The 16,344-nt window shown below is 70.9% G+C and carries 14 protein-coding genes and 2 pseudogenes; 11 read left to right on the plus strand and 5 right to left on the minus strand.

What is annotated here, in order from left to right; genetic code table 11:
* Nucleotides 1–14: 14 nt before the first annotated feature.
* From ABZ855_RS08855 to ABZ855_RS08880, 6 genes and pseudogenes are all read left to right on the plus strand, one after another.
* Nucleotides 15–358, plus strand: a pseudogene (locus ABZ855_RS08855) (transposase); the annotation flags it as partial.
* Nucleotides 359–406: 48 nt separating this feature from the next.
* Nucleotides 407–781, plus strand: a complete 375-nt coding sequence (locus tag ABZ855_RS08860) for a nuclear transport factor 2 family protein (protein WP_360803208.1) — start codon at nt 407–409, stop codon at nt 779–781.
* 930 nt (nt 782–1,711) lie between these two features.
* On the plus strand, nt 1,712–2,812 hold the full coding sequence (locus ABZ855_RS08865; RefSeq protein ID WP_360803211.1) for a tyrosine-type recombinase/integrase: 1,101 nt from the start codon (nt 1,712–1,714) through the stop codon (nt 2,810–2,812).
* Nucleotides 2,812–4,125: a 4-carboxymuconolactone decarboxylase gene (gene pcaC / locus ABZ855_RS08870; protein ID WP_360803214.1), complete on the plus strand. Its 1,314-nt coding sequence runs from the start codon at nt 2,812–2,814 to the stop codon at nt 4,123–4,125. The genes ABZ855_RS08865 and pcaC overlap by 1 nt, the downstream gene beginning before the upstream one ends.
* A gap of 94 nt (nt 4,126–4,219) precedes the next feature.
* The gene (locus ABZ855_RS08875) at nt 4,220–4,852 is read left to right on the plus strand and encodes an MBL fold metallo-hydrolase (RefSeq protein WP_360803217.1); all 633 of its coding nucleotides are present in this window, start codon (nt 4,220–4,222) and stop codon (nt 4,850–4,852) included.
* Between the two features lie 37 nt (nt 4,853–4,889).
* Nucleotides 4,890–5,669 carry an exodeoxyribonuclease III gene (locus tag ABZ855_RS08880; RefSeq protein ID WP_319200745.1) on the plus strand — a complete coding sequence of 260 codons (780 nt, stop codon included), beginning with the start codon at nt 4,890–4,892 and terminating at the stop codon, nt 5,667–5,669.
* Nucleotides 5,670–5,698: 29 nt separating this feature from the next.
* Here ABZ855_RS08880 and ABZ855_RS08885 read toward each other — a convergent pair whose 3' ends face one another.
* A complete protein-coding gene (locus ABZ855_RS08885) occupies nt 5,699–7,417 on the minus strand; it encodes an SGNH/GDSL hydrolase family protein (RefSeq protein ID WP_360803220.1) in 1,719 nt (572 codons plus the stop codon).
* A gap of 262 nt (nt 7,418–7,679) precedes the next feature.
* Between ABZ855_RS08885 and ABZ855_RS08890 the strand changes: the two genes are divergently transcribed.
* Nucleotides 7,680–8,120, plus strand: coding sequence for a DUF6278 family protein (locus tag ABZ855_RS08890; protein ID WP_360803223.1), 441 nt, complete (start codon nt 7,680–7,682; stop codon nt 8,118–8,120).
* Between the two features lie 126 nt (nt 8,121–8,246).
* Nucleotides 8,247–8,990: an amino acid ABC transporter ATP-binding protein gene (locus tag ABZ855_RS08895; RefSeq protein WP_360803226.1), complete on the plus strand. Its 744-nt coding sequence runs from the start codon at nt 8,247–8,249 to the stop codon at nt 8,988–8,990.
* Nucleotides 8,991–9,254: 264 nt separating this feature from the next.
* Here the strand turns inward: ABZ855_RS08895 and ABZ855_RS08900 are convergent.
* A pseudogene (locus tag ABZ855_RS08900) lies at nt 9,255–9,433 on the minus strand (acyl esterase); the annotation flags it as partial.
* Between the two features lie 55 nt (nt 9,434–9,488).
* A complete protein-coding gene (locus ABZ855_RS08905) occupies nt 9,489–10,247 on the minus strand; it encodes a hypothetical protein (protein WP_360803229.1) in 759 nt (252 codons plus the stop codon).
* A 105-nt stretch (nt 10,248–10,352) separates the two neighbouring features.
* Here ABZ855_RS08905 and ggt point away from each other — a divergent pair, with 105 nt between their 5' ends.
* Nucleotides 10,353–12,173, plus strand: a complete 1,821-nt coding sequence (gene ggt, locus ABZ855_RS08910) for a gamma-glutamyltransferase (RefSeq protein ID WP_360803232.1) — start codon at nt 10,353–10,355, stop codon at nt 12,171–12,173.
* Between the two features lies 1 nt (nt 12,174).
* On the opposite strand, the gene ABZ855_RS08915 is transcribed toward ggt, so the two are convergent.
* Both ABZ855_RS08915 and map read right to left on the minus strand, forming a co-directional pair.
* Nucleotides 12,175–12,756 (minus strand): GNAT family N-acetyltransferase, encoded by a 582-nt coding sequence (locus ABZ855_RS08915; protein ID WP_360803235.1) that lies wholly within the window; start codon nt 12,754–12,756, stop codon nt 12,175–12,177.
* Nucleotides 12,757–12,767: 11 nt separating this feature from the next.
* Entirely contained in the window at nt 12,768–13,559 is a 792-nt protein-coding gene (gene map / locus ABZ855_RS08920) for a type I methionyl aminopeptidase (RefSeq protein ID WP_360803238.1), read from the minus strand.
* 32 nt (nt 13,560–13,591) lie between these two features.
* On the opposite strand from map, the gene ABZ855_RS08925 reads away from it, so the two are divergent.
* Entirely contained in the window at nt 13,592–13,861 is a 270-nt protein-coding gene (locus ABZ855_RS08925) for a helix-turn-helix transcriptional regulator (protein ID WP_360803241.1), read from the plus strand.
* Nucleotides 13,862–14,023: 162 nt separating this feature from the next.
* Entirely contained in the window at nt 14,024–16,309 is a 2,286-nt protein-coding gene (locus tag ABZ855_RS08930; protein WP_360803244.1) for a hypothetical protein, read from the plus strand.
* Nucleotides 16,310–16,344 lie beyond the last annotated feature (35 nt).

Genomic DNA, 16,344 nt, shown 5'->3' on the forward strand with positions numbered 1-16,344 from the left:
CGTGATCCGGGGTGGAGATCTGCAACGCCGAGGACCGCGCCCACGCCGCCAAGGCCGTGAAGGACTTCGCCAGGACCTACGGGGCGAAGTGGCTCAAGGGCCGTCAAGAAGATCATTGATGACGAGGACGAGGTCCTCGCTTTCTACGACTTCCCCGCTGAGCACTGGATCCATTTGCGCACCACAAATCCCATCGAATCAAACCTACTCACGGTGAAGCTCCGGACCAAGATCACCCGCGGTCCGCCCAGGAACACTGGCGCGCGATCACCGCACCCAACTCGTCGCTCTAGTCCGTGCGGGCCCCCGGTTCGAGAGCGGCGTCCTTGTCGAGCGGGAACAGGCCAAGGCAGCCTGACAGCCCCCGTCACCCGCCGCACCGCGCAAGGGAGAACAGGACCAGCCCATGCCCGATCCCACCGTCCCGCTCACCGAGTTCATCCGTTCCTACGAGCAGGCCACCAATAGCCACGATGTCACCCAGCTCGTCCCACTGATCGCTCCCGAGGTCGTCTACTGGTTCTCCGACGGATCGCACCGCGGCCGCGAAGCCGTCCTCGCCGCCATCGCCGCGACCTTCGCCACCATCCGAGACGAGATCTACCAGATCAACGACCTGGAGTGGATCACCCGAAGCGATGCTCACGCGGTATGCCGTTACCGGTTCACTTGGACCGGAACCATCGACGGCCAGCCACGATCAGGAAGCGGCCGCGGCACCAACGTGATCGTCAACAACACCGGAACCTGGCAGATGCTTCACGAACACCTCAGCACATAGCCAGCCGGCAGAACCGATCCACAGAATTTGACAATTGCTCCTTCGAAACGACCGTCAGGAGCGCACTGCGCTGGCCTCCGCTACGGGGGTCGGAGCCCAGACCGGCCTGGGCAACGGCAGGCTGCCTATGGCCCGGAAGCACGGGCTGAGGTTGCGCAGATCCCTGAGCAGCATGAGCATGGACTCCCCGGAGAGCAGACAGGCGGGCTCCTCGTCGGCAGTGTGTCTGTCAGCACCGGACAATTCGATCGCGGATGTGGAGCGCGGGGCACGACGACGCTGCGCTCGAAGAGGCGTACTGGGCCGAACTTCCGCCCTGGTAACGGTATTCGGTCGAACCCTGCATGATGCGGACTGTCTGGCCGAAGCGCCGGTCGCCATGGGTTGAGACAGGTTGTAGGTCCCCGCCCTGACGGGGACCGCGCTGTATCTCCTTGTGGTACATGGCGCCCGCAACCTCAACTGCTGCGGGATGAGCTTTAGTGCTCACCCTCCCGACGGCATGACCCTGCACTCCGGTCCTTCGGGCTCGGCTCCTGATCGAGGTCACACCGGGGATGGTGAGGCCGGATCTCAGCCGGTAGCGAGCGCAACATAGACCATGATCGCCGGTTGGCCAAACCGGCGATGGTGACGACCATTGAAGGTGTCCGCAGCCGGTTGTGTTCGGCAGGGAGCCGTACTGGACAGAGCCGCAGGTCACTGCGAGAAGTGAACGGTCCTGTCGCCTACTGCCCTGATAACCACGGCACCACCTTCGCTGAAACGCAGCGGGGCCTTTGTCTGTGTGGAAGGGTTCCACGCCCCCAAGGAGAGTGAGCAATCCTGTCTGATCCGATCAAGAAGCTCCCCCCGAATGCGAAGGGGCAGGTCCGGTACCGGTTCGTGGTCGATGTCGGGACCGATCCGGCCACGGGGAAGCGGAAGCAGGTGACCCGTACCTTCGGCCTGCTGAGGGAAGCGAAGGCCGAGTACGCCCGCATCACGAACCATCGCTACGAGGGGACGTTCGTCGAGCCCAGCACGATCACGGTGAGCGAATGGCTCGATCGGTGGCTTGCCGGCAAGGCGGAAGACCTGGAAGAGAGCACCGTCTACAGCTACACGATGACCCTGGGCCGTGTCCGGGGGAAGCTCGGGCACATCCGGCTACAGGAACTGACAGAGGATCACGTCGAGGCATGGATGAGGTGGGCCCTTGAGGAGGGCCGCGTTCGGGGCGGTAGGACAGGCGAGGGCCTGGGGGCGACCTCGGTAGAGATGTCCCTGGCGCGGCTGAAGGAGGCACTGAACCGGGCGGTGGCCCGTCGCCTGGTTGCCGTGAACGCTGCCCAGGGGGTCACGATCCCTCGGAAAGTGCGCAAGGCGGAGCGCAGGGCGAAGGCGGTGGTGCAGCCCTGGAACGTCGAGGAGGTTCATGCCTTCGTGCGCGCGGTTGAGGGCGACCGCCTGTACGCCTCTTTCCTTCTGTCCCTGATGGGCCTGCGGCCGGGGGAGATCTGCGGCATGCGCTGGGCCGATGTCGACCTGGGCAGGGCCGTTCTGGCCATTGCGAACACGCGGACCCTGATGGGGAACAAGACCGTGGTGGAGAAGGACACGAAGTCTCTCGCGGCTGAGCGGCAGCTTCCTCTGCCCGATCTGGTCAGGGAGGCGCTGACGTGTTTGGGGGCCGTGCAAGTGGCCGAGAAGCTGGCGGCGGGGAAGAGGTATGAGGACAGCGGGTACGTGCTCGTGGATGAATCGGGCAGGCCGCTCAACGGGCGGCAGCTGCGTGAGCGGGCGTACAAGGTCATGGACGAGCACGGGCTGCGGCGGGTCCGCTTGTACGACGCTCGCGCGAGTTGCTTCACGTACCTCGCGAACAACGGGGTGCCGGATCACCTCCTGGCCCGGTGGGCCGGGCACATCGACGTCCGGACTACGAAGCGCTGGTATGTGAAGCCGGATGTGGAGGATCTCCGTTCGGCAGCCGATACATGGGGAGGTCTGGCGAGTGTCTCCGCCCCCGTTCCTGCAGAGAATGTGTGATGTGGGAGCGTGAAGGGGTGAGTGAGAAGAACGTCGAAACCCTGCAATACCGCTTTGACGGGCCAGAACAGGCTCCGGTCCTGGTCCTGGGATGCTCCCTCGGTGCTACATGGCACATGTGGGACCGGCAGGTACCGGAGCTGGTGAAGCAGTGGCGGATCTTCCGCTTCGACCTTCCCGGGCACGGCGGATCCCCCGCGCACCCCGTCGGATCGGTGGCCGATCTGGCCGCCCGACTGCTCGCCACGCTCGACGCGGCCGGCGTGCGGCGCTTCGGCTACGCGGGCTGTGCGCTCGGCGGCGCCATCGGCACCGAACTGGCGCTGCGCCACCCCGAGCGGCTCGCCTCACTCGCGCTGATCGCCGCCTCGCCCCGGTTCGGAACGGCCGACGAGTTCCGTCAGCGCGGGGTGATCGTCCGTACGAACGGGCTCGACCCCATCGCCCGTACCGCCCCCGAGCGCTGGTTCACCAGCGGCTTCGCCGCCGCGCAGCCCGCGATCACCGAGTGGGCCGTACAGATGGTCCGCACCACCGACCCCGGCTGCTACATCGCGGCCTGCGAATCGCTCGCCTCCTTCGACGTAAGGGGCGAACTGGCCCGCGTCGGTGTGCCTACCCTCGTACTCGTCGGCTCCGACGACCAGGTCACCGGCCCCGCCGAGGCCCGCACCCTGGTCGCGGGTATCCCGGACGCCCGCCTCGCGGTCGTACCCGGCGCATCGCATCTGGTCCCGGTCGAGCAGCCCGCGGCCGTCACCGATCTCCTCGTACGCCACTTCTCGACGGCCTGGCAGCCCGCGTACGACATCGCCATCGGCCAGATGGCCATTTCCGCCGCCCCGGCCAAGCCGGTCCTCGCCGCACCCGCGCCCACCACCCCCATAGCGGAGATAGCCCCGCCGGCCGTGCAGCCCGAGGTGCGGGGGCGGCCGGATCAGTACGCCGCGGGGATGAAGGTCCGGCGCGAGGTGCTCGGAGACGCGCATGTCGACCGCGCGCTCGCGCAGGCGGACGAGTTCTCCGGGGACTTCCAGGACTTCGTCACCCGGTACGCGTGGGGCGAGATCTGGAACCGGCCCGGCCTCGACCGGCGCTCCCGCAGCTGCGTCACCCTCACCGCCCTGGTCGCGGGCGGCCACCTCGACGAACTCGCCTTCCACACCCGCGCCGCCCTCCGCAACGGCCTCACCCCGGTCGAGATCAAGGAAGTGCTGCTCCAGGCCGCCGTCTACTGCGGCGTACCGGCCGCCAACAGCGCGTTCAAGGTGGCCCAGCAGGTCATCCGCGAGGAGACCACGCCCGAGGGGTGACGGCGGAGTGATCCCGGGTGACCCCCGTAGCCGGGTGGCGAAAGCACCAGCCCCAGCCGCTCACGGGCCCGGGCCCGCGCGGCAGGATGGACCCATGAAGCTCACCAAGAAGTCCCACGCCTGCGTCCGCCTGGAGAAGAACGGACGGACGCTCGTCCTCGACCCCGGGGGATTCAGCGAGGAGGACGCCGCCGCCGGTGCCGACGCGATCCTGGTCACCCACGAGCACGCGGACCACTTCGACGAGGGACGGCTGCGCGCCGCCCTGGACGCCAACCCGGCCGCCGAGCTGTGGACCCTCGCCGCGGTCGCGGACCAGCTCTCCGCGGCCTTCCCGGGCCGCGTCCACACCGTCGGGCACGGCGACACCTTCACCGCGGCGGGCTTCGACGTCCAGGTCCACGGCGAACTGCACGCCGTCATCCACCCCGACATCCCGCGCATCACCAACGTCGGCTACCTCGTCGACGGCGCCGTCTTCCACCCCGGCGACGCCCTCACCGTCCCCGACCACCCGGTGGACACGCTGTTGCTCCCGGTCATGGCCCCCTGGAGCAAGCTGTCCGAGGTCGTCGACTACGTCCGTGAGGTCAAGCCGCAGCGCGCGTACGACATCCACGACTCCCTCCTCACGGACCTCGCCCTCCCGATCTACGGCCGGCTGGTCGGTGGCCTGGGCGGTTCCGAGCACGTGCGGCTGGCGCCGGGGTCGTCGGCGGAGGTCTGAGACGGCGTTGTCAGACCCGGCGGGTAGGTTGTGGGGCATGCGTATCGCGACCTGGAACGTGAACTCGATCACCGCCCGCCTGCCGAGGCTGCTGGCCTGGCTGGAGAGCAGCGGCACGGATGTGCTGTGCCTCCAGGAGGCCAAGGTCGCCGCCGAGCAGTTCCCGTCCGACCAGCTGCGCGAGCTGGGCTACGAGGTGGCGGTCAACGCGACCGGCAGGTGGAACGGCGTGGCGGTGATCTCCCGCGTCGGCCTGGAGGACGTGGTGCGTGGCCTGCCCGGCGACCCCGGCTACGAGGGCGTCGAGGAGGCCCGCGCCGTCTCCGCGACCTGCGGCCCGGTCCGGGTCTGGTCGGTGTACGTGCCGAACGGTCGCGAGGTGGCCCACCCGCACTACGTCTACAAGCTGGGCTGGTTCGAGGCCCTCAAGGCAGCGGTCGCCGAGGACGCGGCGGGCAGCCGCCCCTTCGCGGTCCTGGGCGACTACAACGTGGCGCCGACGGACGACGACGTCTACGACCTGGCCGCCTTCGAAGGCCTCACCCACGTCACCCCGGCCGAGCGCGCGGCGCTCGCGGCCCTGCGCGAGGCGGGCCTGACGGACGTGGTCCCCCGGCCCCTGAAGTACGACCACCCGTTCACGTACTGGGACTACCGCCAGCTCTGCTTCCCCAAGAACCGGGGCATGCGCATCGACCTGGTCTACGGCAACGAGCCGTTCGCCAAGGCGGTCAAGGACGCGTACGTGGACCGCGAGGAGCGCAAGGGCAAGGGCGCGTCGGACCACGCCCCGGTGGTGGTCGACCTGGAGGTGTAGAGACGCGCACCCCAAGCCACCCCGTCCGCCTACGGAACCAGCGACCCCAGTTCCACGGCGCCCGCGATCGCGGCCAGCCCCGCGTCGCCGGGATGCAGATGGTCACCGCTGTCGTACGCGGGCAGCAGCCGCGTCGGCTGCGCCGGATCCCGCAGCGCCGCGTCGAAGTCGAGGACGCCGTCGAAACCGGAACCCGAGCCGGACGCGGCCTCCTCCCGGATCCAGGAGTTCACGGCCTCCCGCTGCCCGTCGACCACCGAAGTGCACCGTGACTCACCCCCGCACGGCGCGATGGTCGCGACCAGCACCCGTACCCCGCGCGCACGGACCCGCTCCGCCAGTTCCCGCAGACCGGCGACGACATCGTCCGCCGTCGCGCCCGTGCGCAGATCGTTCACGCCCTGGAAGACGATCACCGTACGCACCGAGGCCTGGGCGAGGACGTCCCGGTCGAGGCGGTGCAGGGCGCTCACCCCGCCCGAGTCGGTGGAGACGCCGTCGCCCGGGTAGCGGTCGGCGAGGACGCGGTTGGCGGCGATGCCCTCGTTGAGCACGCCGTAGCGGGGGACCGCGCTCTGGGCCAGCAGCCGGTCGGCGAGCACATTGGGCCAGCGCCGGTTCGCGTCCAGGGTCGAGGCCTGGCCGTCGGTGATCGAGTCCCCGAGCACCACGACCGACCCGGGCCCGGCACCGACATCCACGCCGGTCAGCAGCGGCCACGTCGTCACGAACGAGGTGTACGCCGTCGAGGCCGCGTCCGCCGTGTGGTCGCCCGGCTCGCTGACGTACGAGCGTTGCTGGGTGAGCCGGTGCAGCGGGGCCGCCGTCACGGTGCCGGGCAGATGGAAGCTCACCAGCAGATTGGCGTCCGCGGGGACCGCGAAGTCCAGCGGGTCGCTGAACGCCTGTGCCCCGGCCGGGAGTTCGACTCCGCGCGCGCCCAGGAACGTCAGCGGCACCGGCGTACCGCTCGCCGTGGCGCCCGTACCCTGCACGGCCACCGTCGCGCCGCCGATCCGTACCGGCGCCGAAGCGAAGGTGTTGTCGAAGCGGAGCCGGACCCGTGGTCCGCCGGCCGAGGTGTGCACCACCAGGCGCAGCGTCCGGTCGGTCCACGGGCCGACGGTCGCGTACGTCGAGGTCGGCGCCGCCCAACTGCCCGTCCAGCCCGCCGTGTCGGGCCGTACCGAGAGCGCGAACACATGCAGGTCGGCGGCGTACGGCAACCGTACGGAGGCGACCTCGTGCCCTCGATCGATCGGCACGGTGACGACGAACAGCCGTGCCTTCTCGCCGAGTTGGCCGTCGGGCGTGTTCACGTGCGGCAGCGCGACCGTCTTGGCGCCGAGGGAACCCCTGCGCCAGTCGGGGGCGGTCAGCCGGTACGTGGCGGACGTGCCGTCCGCGTACGAGACGGTGCCCCCGCCGCTCACGTCGGAGCCGCCGGTGCCGGCCACGAGGAACGCGAGGGCGTCCCCCTTGCCCCGCACGCGGACGGGCTGGCCGGCGGCCCGGACGTTGTCGGCCTCGCCAGGATCCCGGTCGGGCCAGGTCAGGCGGGCGCCCTCGACGGTGAGGGCCCGGCCCCCCGTCCAGCCGGCGGCCGCGAGGTCCTGGGCCGACAGGGAGGCACCCGAGCCGTCGAAGTCGGCCGCGCCGGGCAGGGCGTCGTCGCTGACGGCGCTGTTGTCGAAGTACCGGGTCAGGGGGAGGGGTTCGGCGGCCTCGGTCGTGGAGGACAGAGGCATCAGCGCCGCGCACAGGGCGAGGATGAGGCCTGGCCCCGAGAGACTCCGGAGTCCCGGTGTCCGCTCGCCTCGGCCACCTCGGCCCATCTTCGTCCTCCGGTCCGCTCGGCCCGCCGCTCAGTGCAGTGTGAAGCTAAAGAGCTACCGGGGGGCCAGTCAATTCGCCGCCCGCACCGGACAGGGGCGCGCGGGGAACTTGGCCGGAACCGGCGTCCCCGCGCGCCCTGTGGTGCGGTCGGTGCGGGAATGACAGGCTGGACGTATGAACATCCCTTTCCTGGGCAGCTGGCGCAAGAAGCATGGACCCGCCCGAGGCGTGGCGGTGTTCTCCGAGGGCGAGCCGGACCCCGAGGCGGTCGCCGGGCTGCTTTCCGAGTGCGAGCTGCTGCGCTCCCAGGCGGGCCGGGCGGGGGTCGAACTCGACGACTCCGCCGCCTCGTTGGAGGCGCTGGACCAGCTGCTGCCGGGCTGGCGGGACGACGAGGAGTCGCTGTCCTGGCTCGGCAACGACGCGGGGCTCTATCTGGGCACGGTCATCGTGCGGACCGTACCCGGCGCCGCCTGGGACTTCTGGCCGAACGGCCAGCCCGTCGTACGGCTGTCCTCGGGCCGGGAGTTCGACGTCGTCGCGTCCGGCCACGAGTGGGCGTCCAGCGGGGCGCCCGAGCTGTCGCAGCTGTACGCGGAGGTCGCGGAGGCATAGGCGCGGTGGCCACATTTGGCGTAAATACGGCTAATGCCTGAAAAGTGCGTGTCGTGCGTCAACTCCGCTCCCGTCTGGATAGTTTGCGGCAACCACGACACAGCTGAGAAGTGAGTAGGGCTGGGCATGGCTGTCGATCCGTTGATCGAGCTGCATGAAGTCAACAAACACTTCGGTGAACTGCATGTTCTCCAGGACATCGACCTCACCGTCGGCAGGGGGGAGGTGGTCGTGGTCATCGGCCCGTCGGGGTCGGGCAAGTCCACTCTGTGCAGGGCGATCAAACGGCTCGAGCCGATCGGCTCCGGGACGATCAAACTCGACGGACAACTGCTGCCCGACGAGGGCAAGTCCCTCGCCCGGCTCCGGGCCGAGGTCGGGATGGTCTTCCAGTCGTTCAACCTCTTCGCCCACAAGACCGTCCTCCAGAACGTCTCGCTGGGCCAGATCAAGGTGCGCGGACGCAAGAAGGATGAGGCCGACAGGCGTTCCCGCGAGCTTCTCGACCGCGTCGGCCTCGCCTCCCAGGCGCCGAAGTACCCGGCCCAGCTCTCCGGCGGCCAGCAGCAGCGGGTGGCCATCGCGCGCGCTCTGGCCATGGACCCGAAGGTCATGCTCTTCGACGAGCCCACGTCGGCGCTCGACCCGGAGATGATCAACGAGGTCCTCGAGGTCATGCAGCAACTCGCCCGCGAGGGTATGACGATGGTCGTCGTCACCCACGAGATGGGCTTCGCCCGCTCGGCCGCCAACCGGGTCGTCTTCATGGCGGACGGTCGTATCGTCGAGGACCGCAGCCCCGAGGAGTTCTTCACCAACCCGCGCAGCGACCGCGCCAAGGACTTCCTCTCCAAGATCCTCAAACACTGAGGCACTCCCGGCCGTGCTGTGACGATACGTCAACAGCGTTTGCTGACAGGGAAGTTGAGGGCTGCGCGAACCTGCTGACGGACAACCTCCCGGTGACGGGACGGCCCGGGAAACCGGCCGCGCCGAACCTCGACTACGATTTGTCGTTCATCCCCATCGGGACGGGGACCGAGGCCGAGGCCGGTGGCGCCGGCCGAAACAGGGACGCTGCTGCCAGGCGGGCAGTGGTAGGAGGGCATGCGTTCGCCCGGCGGCAGCCGGAGATCACTGCTCGCGCAGGGGTACCGACTCCCACCAGGGGTCGCGCTCCGGCGAGCAGGAGGTCAGCTGCGCCGGACGGGTTGTGCTCGACGCAGAGCGGGTCGACCCGGCTGACCAGCTGTGCCGAGGCCGAGCGGGCCCACGTCGCGGAGGTACGCGACGCGGGTGCCGCTCTCCTTGCTTCAGCGCCCACTCCGCACGACGACGCCGCATGGCGTAGGAACCCCGGGAGAGGCCCTATGAGGCGCGGTGCGAGTTCCGGGTCGCCGCGACGGCCGGCAGGGGAGTCTGGGCGGCTCGGGTGATGTCCGTGACGACCTCGACGACATCGGGTCCGTACGCCTGTGAGTTGACGACCTTCAACAGCAGGGCGAAGGAGTTGTTGCCGTGTTTGCGGGCCAGCCGTTCGTGGTTGCGGGCGAGATAGCGGGTCGCCGCCTGGTTGGTGATCGCGCGCTGGCCGCAGAAGAGGAAGACCGGCCGGGCCTGGCCGCCCGTGCCGGCGGTGAGCCGCGCGAGGATCACGTACTCGCCCCGGCCCGACTCCAGCCGGTAGCGCTCGGTGCCGATCTGGAAGGCGCCGCGGTCCGGGCCCGGTTCGGCGTCGACGTTGACCCGGACGCCGGGGAGCAGCGTCTGTAGATGCGCCAGCATGCGGCGGTTGGACGCCGGGCCGCCCACACAGAACTCGGTCCGCTCGCCGACCCCCTGCTGGGTCGCGTCGTGGGCGACGACCTGCGCGTGGGCGTTGCAGTCCTTGATGAGCGCGGCGAGTTCCAGCAGGGCGAACACGTCGTGGCGCATCACCGTCAACTCGGGGCCACCGGCCTCGCGGTTCACCACGAGCAGCGACTCGGAGTTGTCCGGCAGCCCGAAGAAGGCCTGCTTGCGGCGGAGTTTGCGCTTCCACAGATAGGTGCGGGCCAGCCAGCCGAGGGCTGCGCTGATACCGGCCGCGACCACACCGAGGACGATATTGCGCACGTCGTCAGTCATGTGCGCGCATGGTAGCGGTCAACCGCAGAGGTGTTCGAGATGCCCTTACGGGACCCGTCGGGATGCGGTTACGCTGCGCGGACGGTCATTGACTGGAGGTATTTGATGCGTCGCCCTGTCGCGCGGAGTCTGGCGGTCCTGGCGGTATCGGCCACGATGGTGTCGGTGGGAGCGGCCGCGCCGCCCTCGGACGCCACGCCGTCGGACAGGGCCCCGGGCACCGCTGTGCAGAAGGTCCCGGTCGCCGTCGGGTACGGCGGTGCCGTCGCGAGCGTGGACGCGGATGCCTCGGCCGCCGGGATCGAGGTGCTGCGCAAGGGGGGCAACGCGGTGGACGCCGCCGTCGCCACGGCCGCCGCGCTCGGGGTGACGGAGCCCTACTCCAACGGCATCGGCGGAGGCGGCTACTTCGTCTACTACGACGCCAAGTCCCGTACGGTGCAGACACTCGACGGCCGCGAGACGGCACCTCTGACAGCCGGCTCGGACCTGTTCCTGGAGAACGGCCAGCCCATCCCCTTCGCCGACGCCGTCACCAGCGGACTGGGCGTCGGCACGCCGGGCACGCCCGCCACCTGGCAGGCGGCGCTGGACAGTTGGGGCAGCCGGCGGCTCGGCACGCTGCTGAAACCGGCGGAGCGGCTCGCACGCGACGGCTTCACGGTCGACGAGACGTTCAGGTCGCAGACCGCGTCCAACGAGGCGCGGTTCAGGAACTTCCCGGACACGGCGAGGCTGTTCCTGCCCGGCGGCGCGTTGCCGGTGGTCGGGTCGAGCTTCAAGAACCCCGAACTGGCGCGAACGTACGCCGAGTTGGGCCGTAAGGGCGTCGGCGCCCTGTACCGGGGGAAGCTGGCGAAGGAGATCGTCGACACGGTCAACAAGCCGCCGGTGGCCCCTGGTTCGGGTTACAACGCACGGCCCGGCGCACTGTCGCTGAAGGACCTGTCGGCCTACCGGGTGAAGCGCCAGGCGCCCACGAAGACGTCGTACCGGGGCCTGAACGTCTACTCGATGGCACCCTCCTCCTCGGGCGGTACGACGGTCGGTGAGGCCCTCAACATCCTTGAGCGGACGAACCTTTCGAAGGCGAGCGAGGTCCAGTTCCTGCACCGCTACATCGAGGCGAGCCGGATCGCCTTCGCGGACCGGGGGCGCTGGGTGGGCGACCCGGCCTTCGAGGACGTACCGACGAAGGAGCTGCTGTCGCAGAAGTACGCCGACTCGCGGGAGTGCCTGATCAAGGACGACGCGGTGCTGACGAGCCCGCTCGCCCCCGGGGATCCGCGTCACCCCGCGGCCTGCGCCGGGCCGGGCGTCGCCGCGCCGACGACGTACGAGGGTGAGAACACGACCCATCTGACGGTGGCCGACAAGTGGGGCAACGTCGTGTCCTACACGCTGACCATCGAACAGACCGGCGGCAGCGGCATCACGGTCCCCGGCCGCGGGTTCCTTCTCAACAACGAGCTGACGGACTTCTCCTTCGCTCCGGCCAGCCCGGCCGTCCACGATCCGAACCTGCCGGGCCCGGGCAAGCGACCGCGCTCCTCGATGTCCCCGACGATCGTCCTGGACGCGCGCGGCAAGCCGGTGGTGGCTCTTGGCTCGCCCGGCGGAGCGACCATCATCACGACCGTCCTGCAGACCCTGACGGGCTTCCTCGACCGGGGGCTCCCGCTGGTCGACGCGATCGCCGCACCCCGCGCCAGTCAGCGGAACCAGACGACCACCGAGCTCGAACCGGGCCTGTGGAACAGCGAGTTGAGGACCAAGCTGGAGGCCATCGGGCACGGCTTCCGGCTCAACCCCGAGATCGGCGCGGCAACCGGCGTACAACGTCTGCCCAACGGCAAGTGGCTGGCGGCGGCGGAGACAGTACGGCGTGGCGGCGGGTCGGCGATGGTGGTGCGGCCGGCTTCGTGAGTCAGCCGGGGGTGGGCGGCGGCACCGTGTCCGGGGCCGGCCGCCCGTCCCCGTGGCGGCCGACGGTCGCGGCGGGCCAGGTGTACTCGAACTCCTCCAGGGTGAATCCCGCGGCCATCCGCAGCGGGCGTTCGGCGGTGCGCCGGCCGCCCGCGCGCTCGTAGAACGAGATCGCCCGGGTGTTGCCGCGCAGCACCTCCAGGTAGACGTCCCGGCCGGGGTGACGGCCCGCCGCCCAGGCGAAGCCGTGGTGCAGCAGGGTGCGGCCGACGCCGGTGCCGACGTGGTCCGGACGGGCGTGCAGGTTGTCCACGTGGACCCGGCCGTCCGGGCCGGCCGCCAGATGGATGAAGCCGAGCGGCTCGCCCTCCCCCTCGGCGAGCACCAGACAGCGCTCGTCGAAGAGTTCGGACAGTTCGGACAGTTCGACCGTGCGGGCCCGCCACTTAGCGCGGTGCTCCGCCGCCAGCGGCCCGTCCAGATACGCGGCGGGCATGAGCGATCTGTACGCGCTGCGCCAACTCGCGGTGTGCAGCGCCGCGATGCTCTCCGCGTCGGCCGGGGTGCCCTTCCTGATACGCATGACGCCGCAGGCTACGCCGGGCCGGTGCGCGCCTCCTGGCGTGCCGTGAGCACCCGGGGCCCCGACTCGGTGATCGCCACGGTGTGTTCCGCGTGGGCCGCGCGGGAGCCGTCGTTGGTACGCAGGGTCCAGCCGTCCGGGGCCTCGTAGTAGCCGTCCTTGCCGCTGCCGATCAGCATGGGCTCGATCGCCAGGACCAGGCCGGGGCGCAACGGCATGCCCCGGCCGGGGCGGCCCTCGTTGGGCACCGGGGGATCCTCGTGCATACGGCGGCCGATGCCGTGGCCGCCGAAGCCGTCCGGGATGCCGTAGCCCGCGTCGCGGCACACCTCGCCGATCGCGTGCGCGATGTCGCCGACACGGTTGCCGACGACCGCCGCCGCGATGCCCGCCGCGAGGGCCCGCTCGGCGGTCTCGACGAGCCGTACGTCGGCCGGGCGGGGTTCGCCCACGATGAAGCTGATCGCCGAGTCGCCCGCCCAGCCGCCCAGTTCGGCGCCGAAGTCGGCGGAGACCAGGTCGCCGTCGCGCAGCCGGTAGTCGTCCGGGATGCCGTGCACGATCGCGTCGTTCACCGAGAGGCAGAGGACGGCCGGGAACGGGGTGGGCGCGAAGGAGGGGTGGTAGCCGAGGAAGGGGGAGGTCGCCCCGGCCCCGCGCAGCACCTGGTGCGCCACCTCGTCCAGCTCCTGCAGGGAAACGCCCACGTCAGCGGCTTTCTTGACGGCGGTGAGGCCTCTGGCGACCACCTGGCCCGTCTCGTACATGGCGTCGATCGCGGGGTCCGTCTTGAGTTCAACCATGCCAATTACTATACCGGTATTAGAATGGCGACATGGTACGCACTCCTCTCACTCCCGAAGAGCGTGAACGCGGCGAGCGGCTCGGCCGGCTGCTGCGCGAGGCGCGTGGTGGCCGCAGCATGGCGGAGATCGCCGCCCGCGCCGGTGTCTCCGCCGAGACCCTCCGCAAGATCGAGACGGGCCGGGCGCCGACCCCGGCGTTCTTCACGGTGGCGGCGCTGGCGGGGGTCCTCGGGCTGTCCATGGACGAACTGATCGGCCGGATCGGCCCGACCGCCCCGACCGCCCCGGTCGCGGCGTGAGCCCCGCCGGGCGGTTTTGGCCATTGTGACTGTGCTTCACGTCACGGTCCGCTGGGCGCGCGGTACTCTGCGTCCGGTCCGAAAACCCCTCGTAGCCCATCCGTAACACGACTGGTGTTTTCTACGGGGCGGAGAACTCCGGTCGGGCATGGGGTGAACGTCATGGCGGTGGAACAACTCCCGGGGCAGGTGCGGGAGTTCGCGCGGTATCTGAACGGCCTCTTGGCCCGCCTCGATCAGGGCGCGGGCTGGTGCGGCGTGTTCTGGGAGCGCGACCCCGACGGCATGCGAGCCTGCCTGGAAGGGCGTGAAGTCCCGCCGTGGGACGTCGTGGAGGCACTGCTGCACGATCTCGCGGCCGGGTACGCGACGGACACCGTCACCTCGGAGACCGAGCAGGCGCGTGCCCTGCACCAGGCCTCGCTCGCCGAGTTCGACAGCCGGCCCGGCGCCCGCGACACCCTCGGGGACCGGCTCGACGTGATGCTCCGCGAACAGAAGTACGCCGCCGACCGCCTCGCCGAACTGGGGCGGTTGCTCGCCTCCGCCACCACCCACGAGGAGGCCGAGGGACTCCGCCTCGACCTCGCCTGGGCCCGCGACGACCATGAACGCGCCTCCGCCCGCTGCCTCGAACTCCGTTACCGCCTGGACCAGTTGGCCCGCAGAACGGTGAGCCGGGCACCCCGTCCGCACCGCGACGGCGACGAGGAGGCGGACCTGTTCGCGGGCGGCGTCCGCAACACCCCGCACCCCACGGACCCCCTGACCCTCCCGAGACAACGCACCGACACGGACCAGCGGACAACGGCCGACTCCGAGGACGCGGGCGCCGGCAGTCGTCGCCCCCGCCGAGCGGCCGACCGCGAGGGTCCCGGTTCGGCGGTCCACGGGGGCGATCGAGCTTCCGGCGGTCAGGCTTCCGGTGATGGTGCAGCCGTCTGGCGGGGCGACGCGCGGGGCTCCGGCGGGGCAGGTGAGCACCAGGGGTTCGGTTCGGGCGTCCACGGGGGCGATCGAGCTTCCGGCGGTGAGGCTTCCGGTGATGGTGCAGCCGTCTGGCGGGGCGACGCGCGGGACGCCGACGGGGCAGGTGAGCACCAGGGGTTCGGTTCGGGCGTCTACGAGGGCGACCGAGCCTCCGGTCGGCAGGGTTCTGGAGGCGAAGCGGCCGGCTGGCGCGACGGGAGCCGTTCCGGCTACCCGGACGACCGCGACGCGGGCGACCCCGGACTCCGCCGTCAGCGCTCCGACGAACAGGCCTCCGGCGGTCGGGAGGGCCGTCGCGACCCCGGCCGCGTGGACGAGCGCGATGGCGTCGGCCGGGCCGCCCATGGCGGAGAACGCGACTTCGGCCGTCCTGGTTCTGGAGACGAGGCACCCGTCTGGCGCGCCGACACCCGCGGTGTCGACCGCGACGGCACCGGACACGGAGTGGACCGCGGCCCCGGCGCTCAGGAGCCGGGCGACGGCGAGTCCGACTGGCGCGACGGCGCCCGCCGTGCGGATGACCTCGGTGGTGGTCGTCCCGCCGCCCACCTCGGACGTCAAGACGTCGGCGATGGTGCGTCCGACCGGCGTGACGACTTCCGCCGCACGGACGACCGTGACGGCCCCCTTCCGGATTCCGGTGGCCCGGAAGAGCCGGGCGACTCCCCTGTGCCGGAGCTGCCCGCCGACTGGTACGCGGCACCCGTCGTCGAACCCGAGCCCGAACCCGCCCCGGCCGTCAAGCAGCGGTCCAAGCGGCGGGCCCGGGGGAGTGCCCGGTTCGCCGGGGCCATGGACGACGCGGACACGGGCGGTACGCCCGTCGGTGACCCCACGCCGGCCGCGCCGGGCCGCCGTACCCCGCGTGGGGCGCGGTTCGCCGGGGCCGGTGCCAAGAGCGCGGTGCCCGTGCGGGAGCCGCTGGACGACGACGCCCGGCACGACACCATCGACGCGGTCCGCAACCTCGTACGGCTGCGGAGCGAAGGCCGCAGCGGTGAGGCGCACGCGCTGCTCGTCGAGGCCTCCCACTGGCCCGCCGCGCGCTTTCCGCTGCTCGCCGCCGAACTGCACCGCGCGGGCCTCGGGGCCGACTGGGCCACCCTGCTCTGGGAGGCCGCCTCCCTGCCGGTGGACCGGCTGGTCGCCGCCGCCGACGCGCTCGTCGCGGCGGGCCGGGGCACCGACGGCGAGCAGATCCTGCGGCAGGGCATGGCGCGCCCGGCACGGGAGGTGGGCGAGGCGGTGCTCCGGCTCACCGAGGACGGCAGGCGGCGCGAGGTGCGCGCGCTGCTCGACGCGTACGTCCGCGTCCGCACCCCCGAGGAGGCCGCCCGCAGTGTCGCCACCGACCCGCAGCGCCTCGTACCCCTGCTGCTGGAGGCGGCCAGGGGCGCCTCCGAGGACCGTTACTGGGATCTTGTGCACGCCCTCCGGGTCGCCGGACACAGCGCCTGATCCGGCCGGCCGCGACTCGCCCACAGGAGTGTGAA

Source organism: Streptomyces sp. NPDC047042 (assembly GCF_040644035.1).
Taxonomy (GTDB): Bacteria; Actinomycetota; Actinomycetes; order Streptomycetales; family Streptomycetaceae; genus Streptomyces.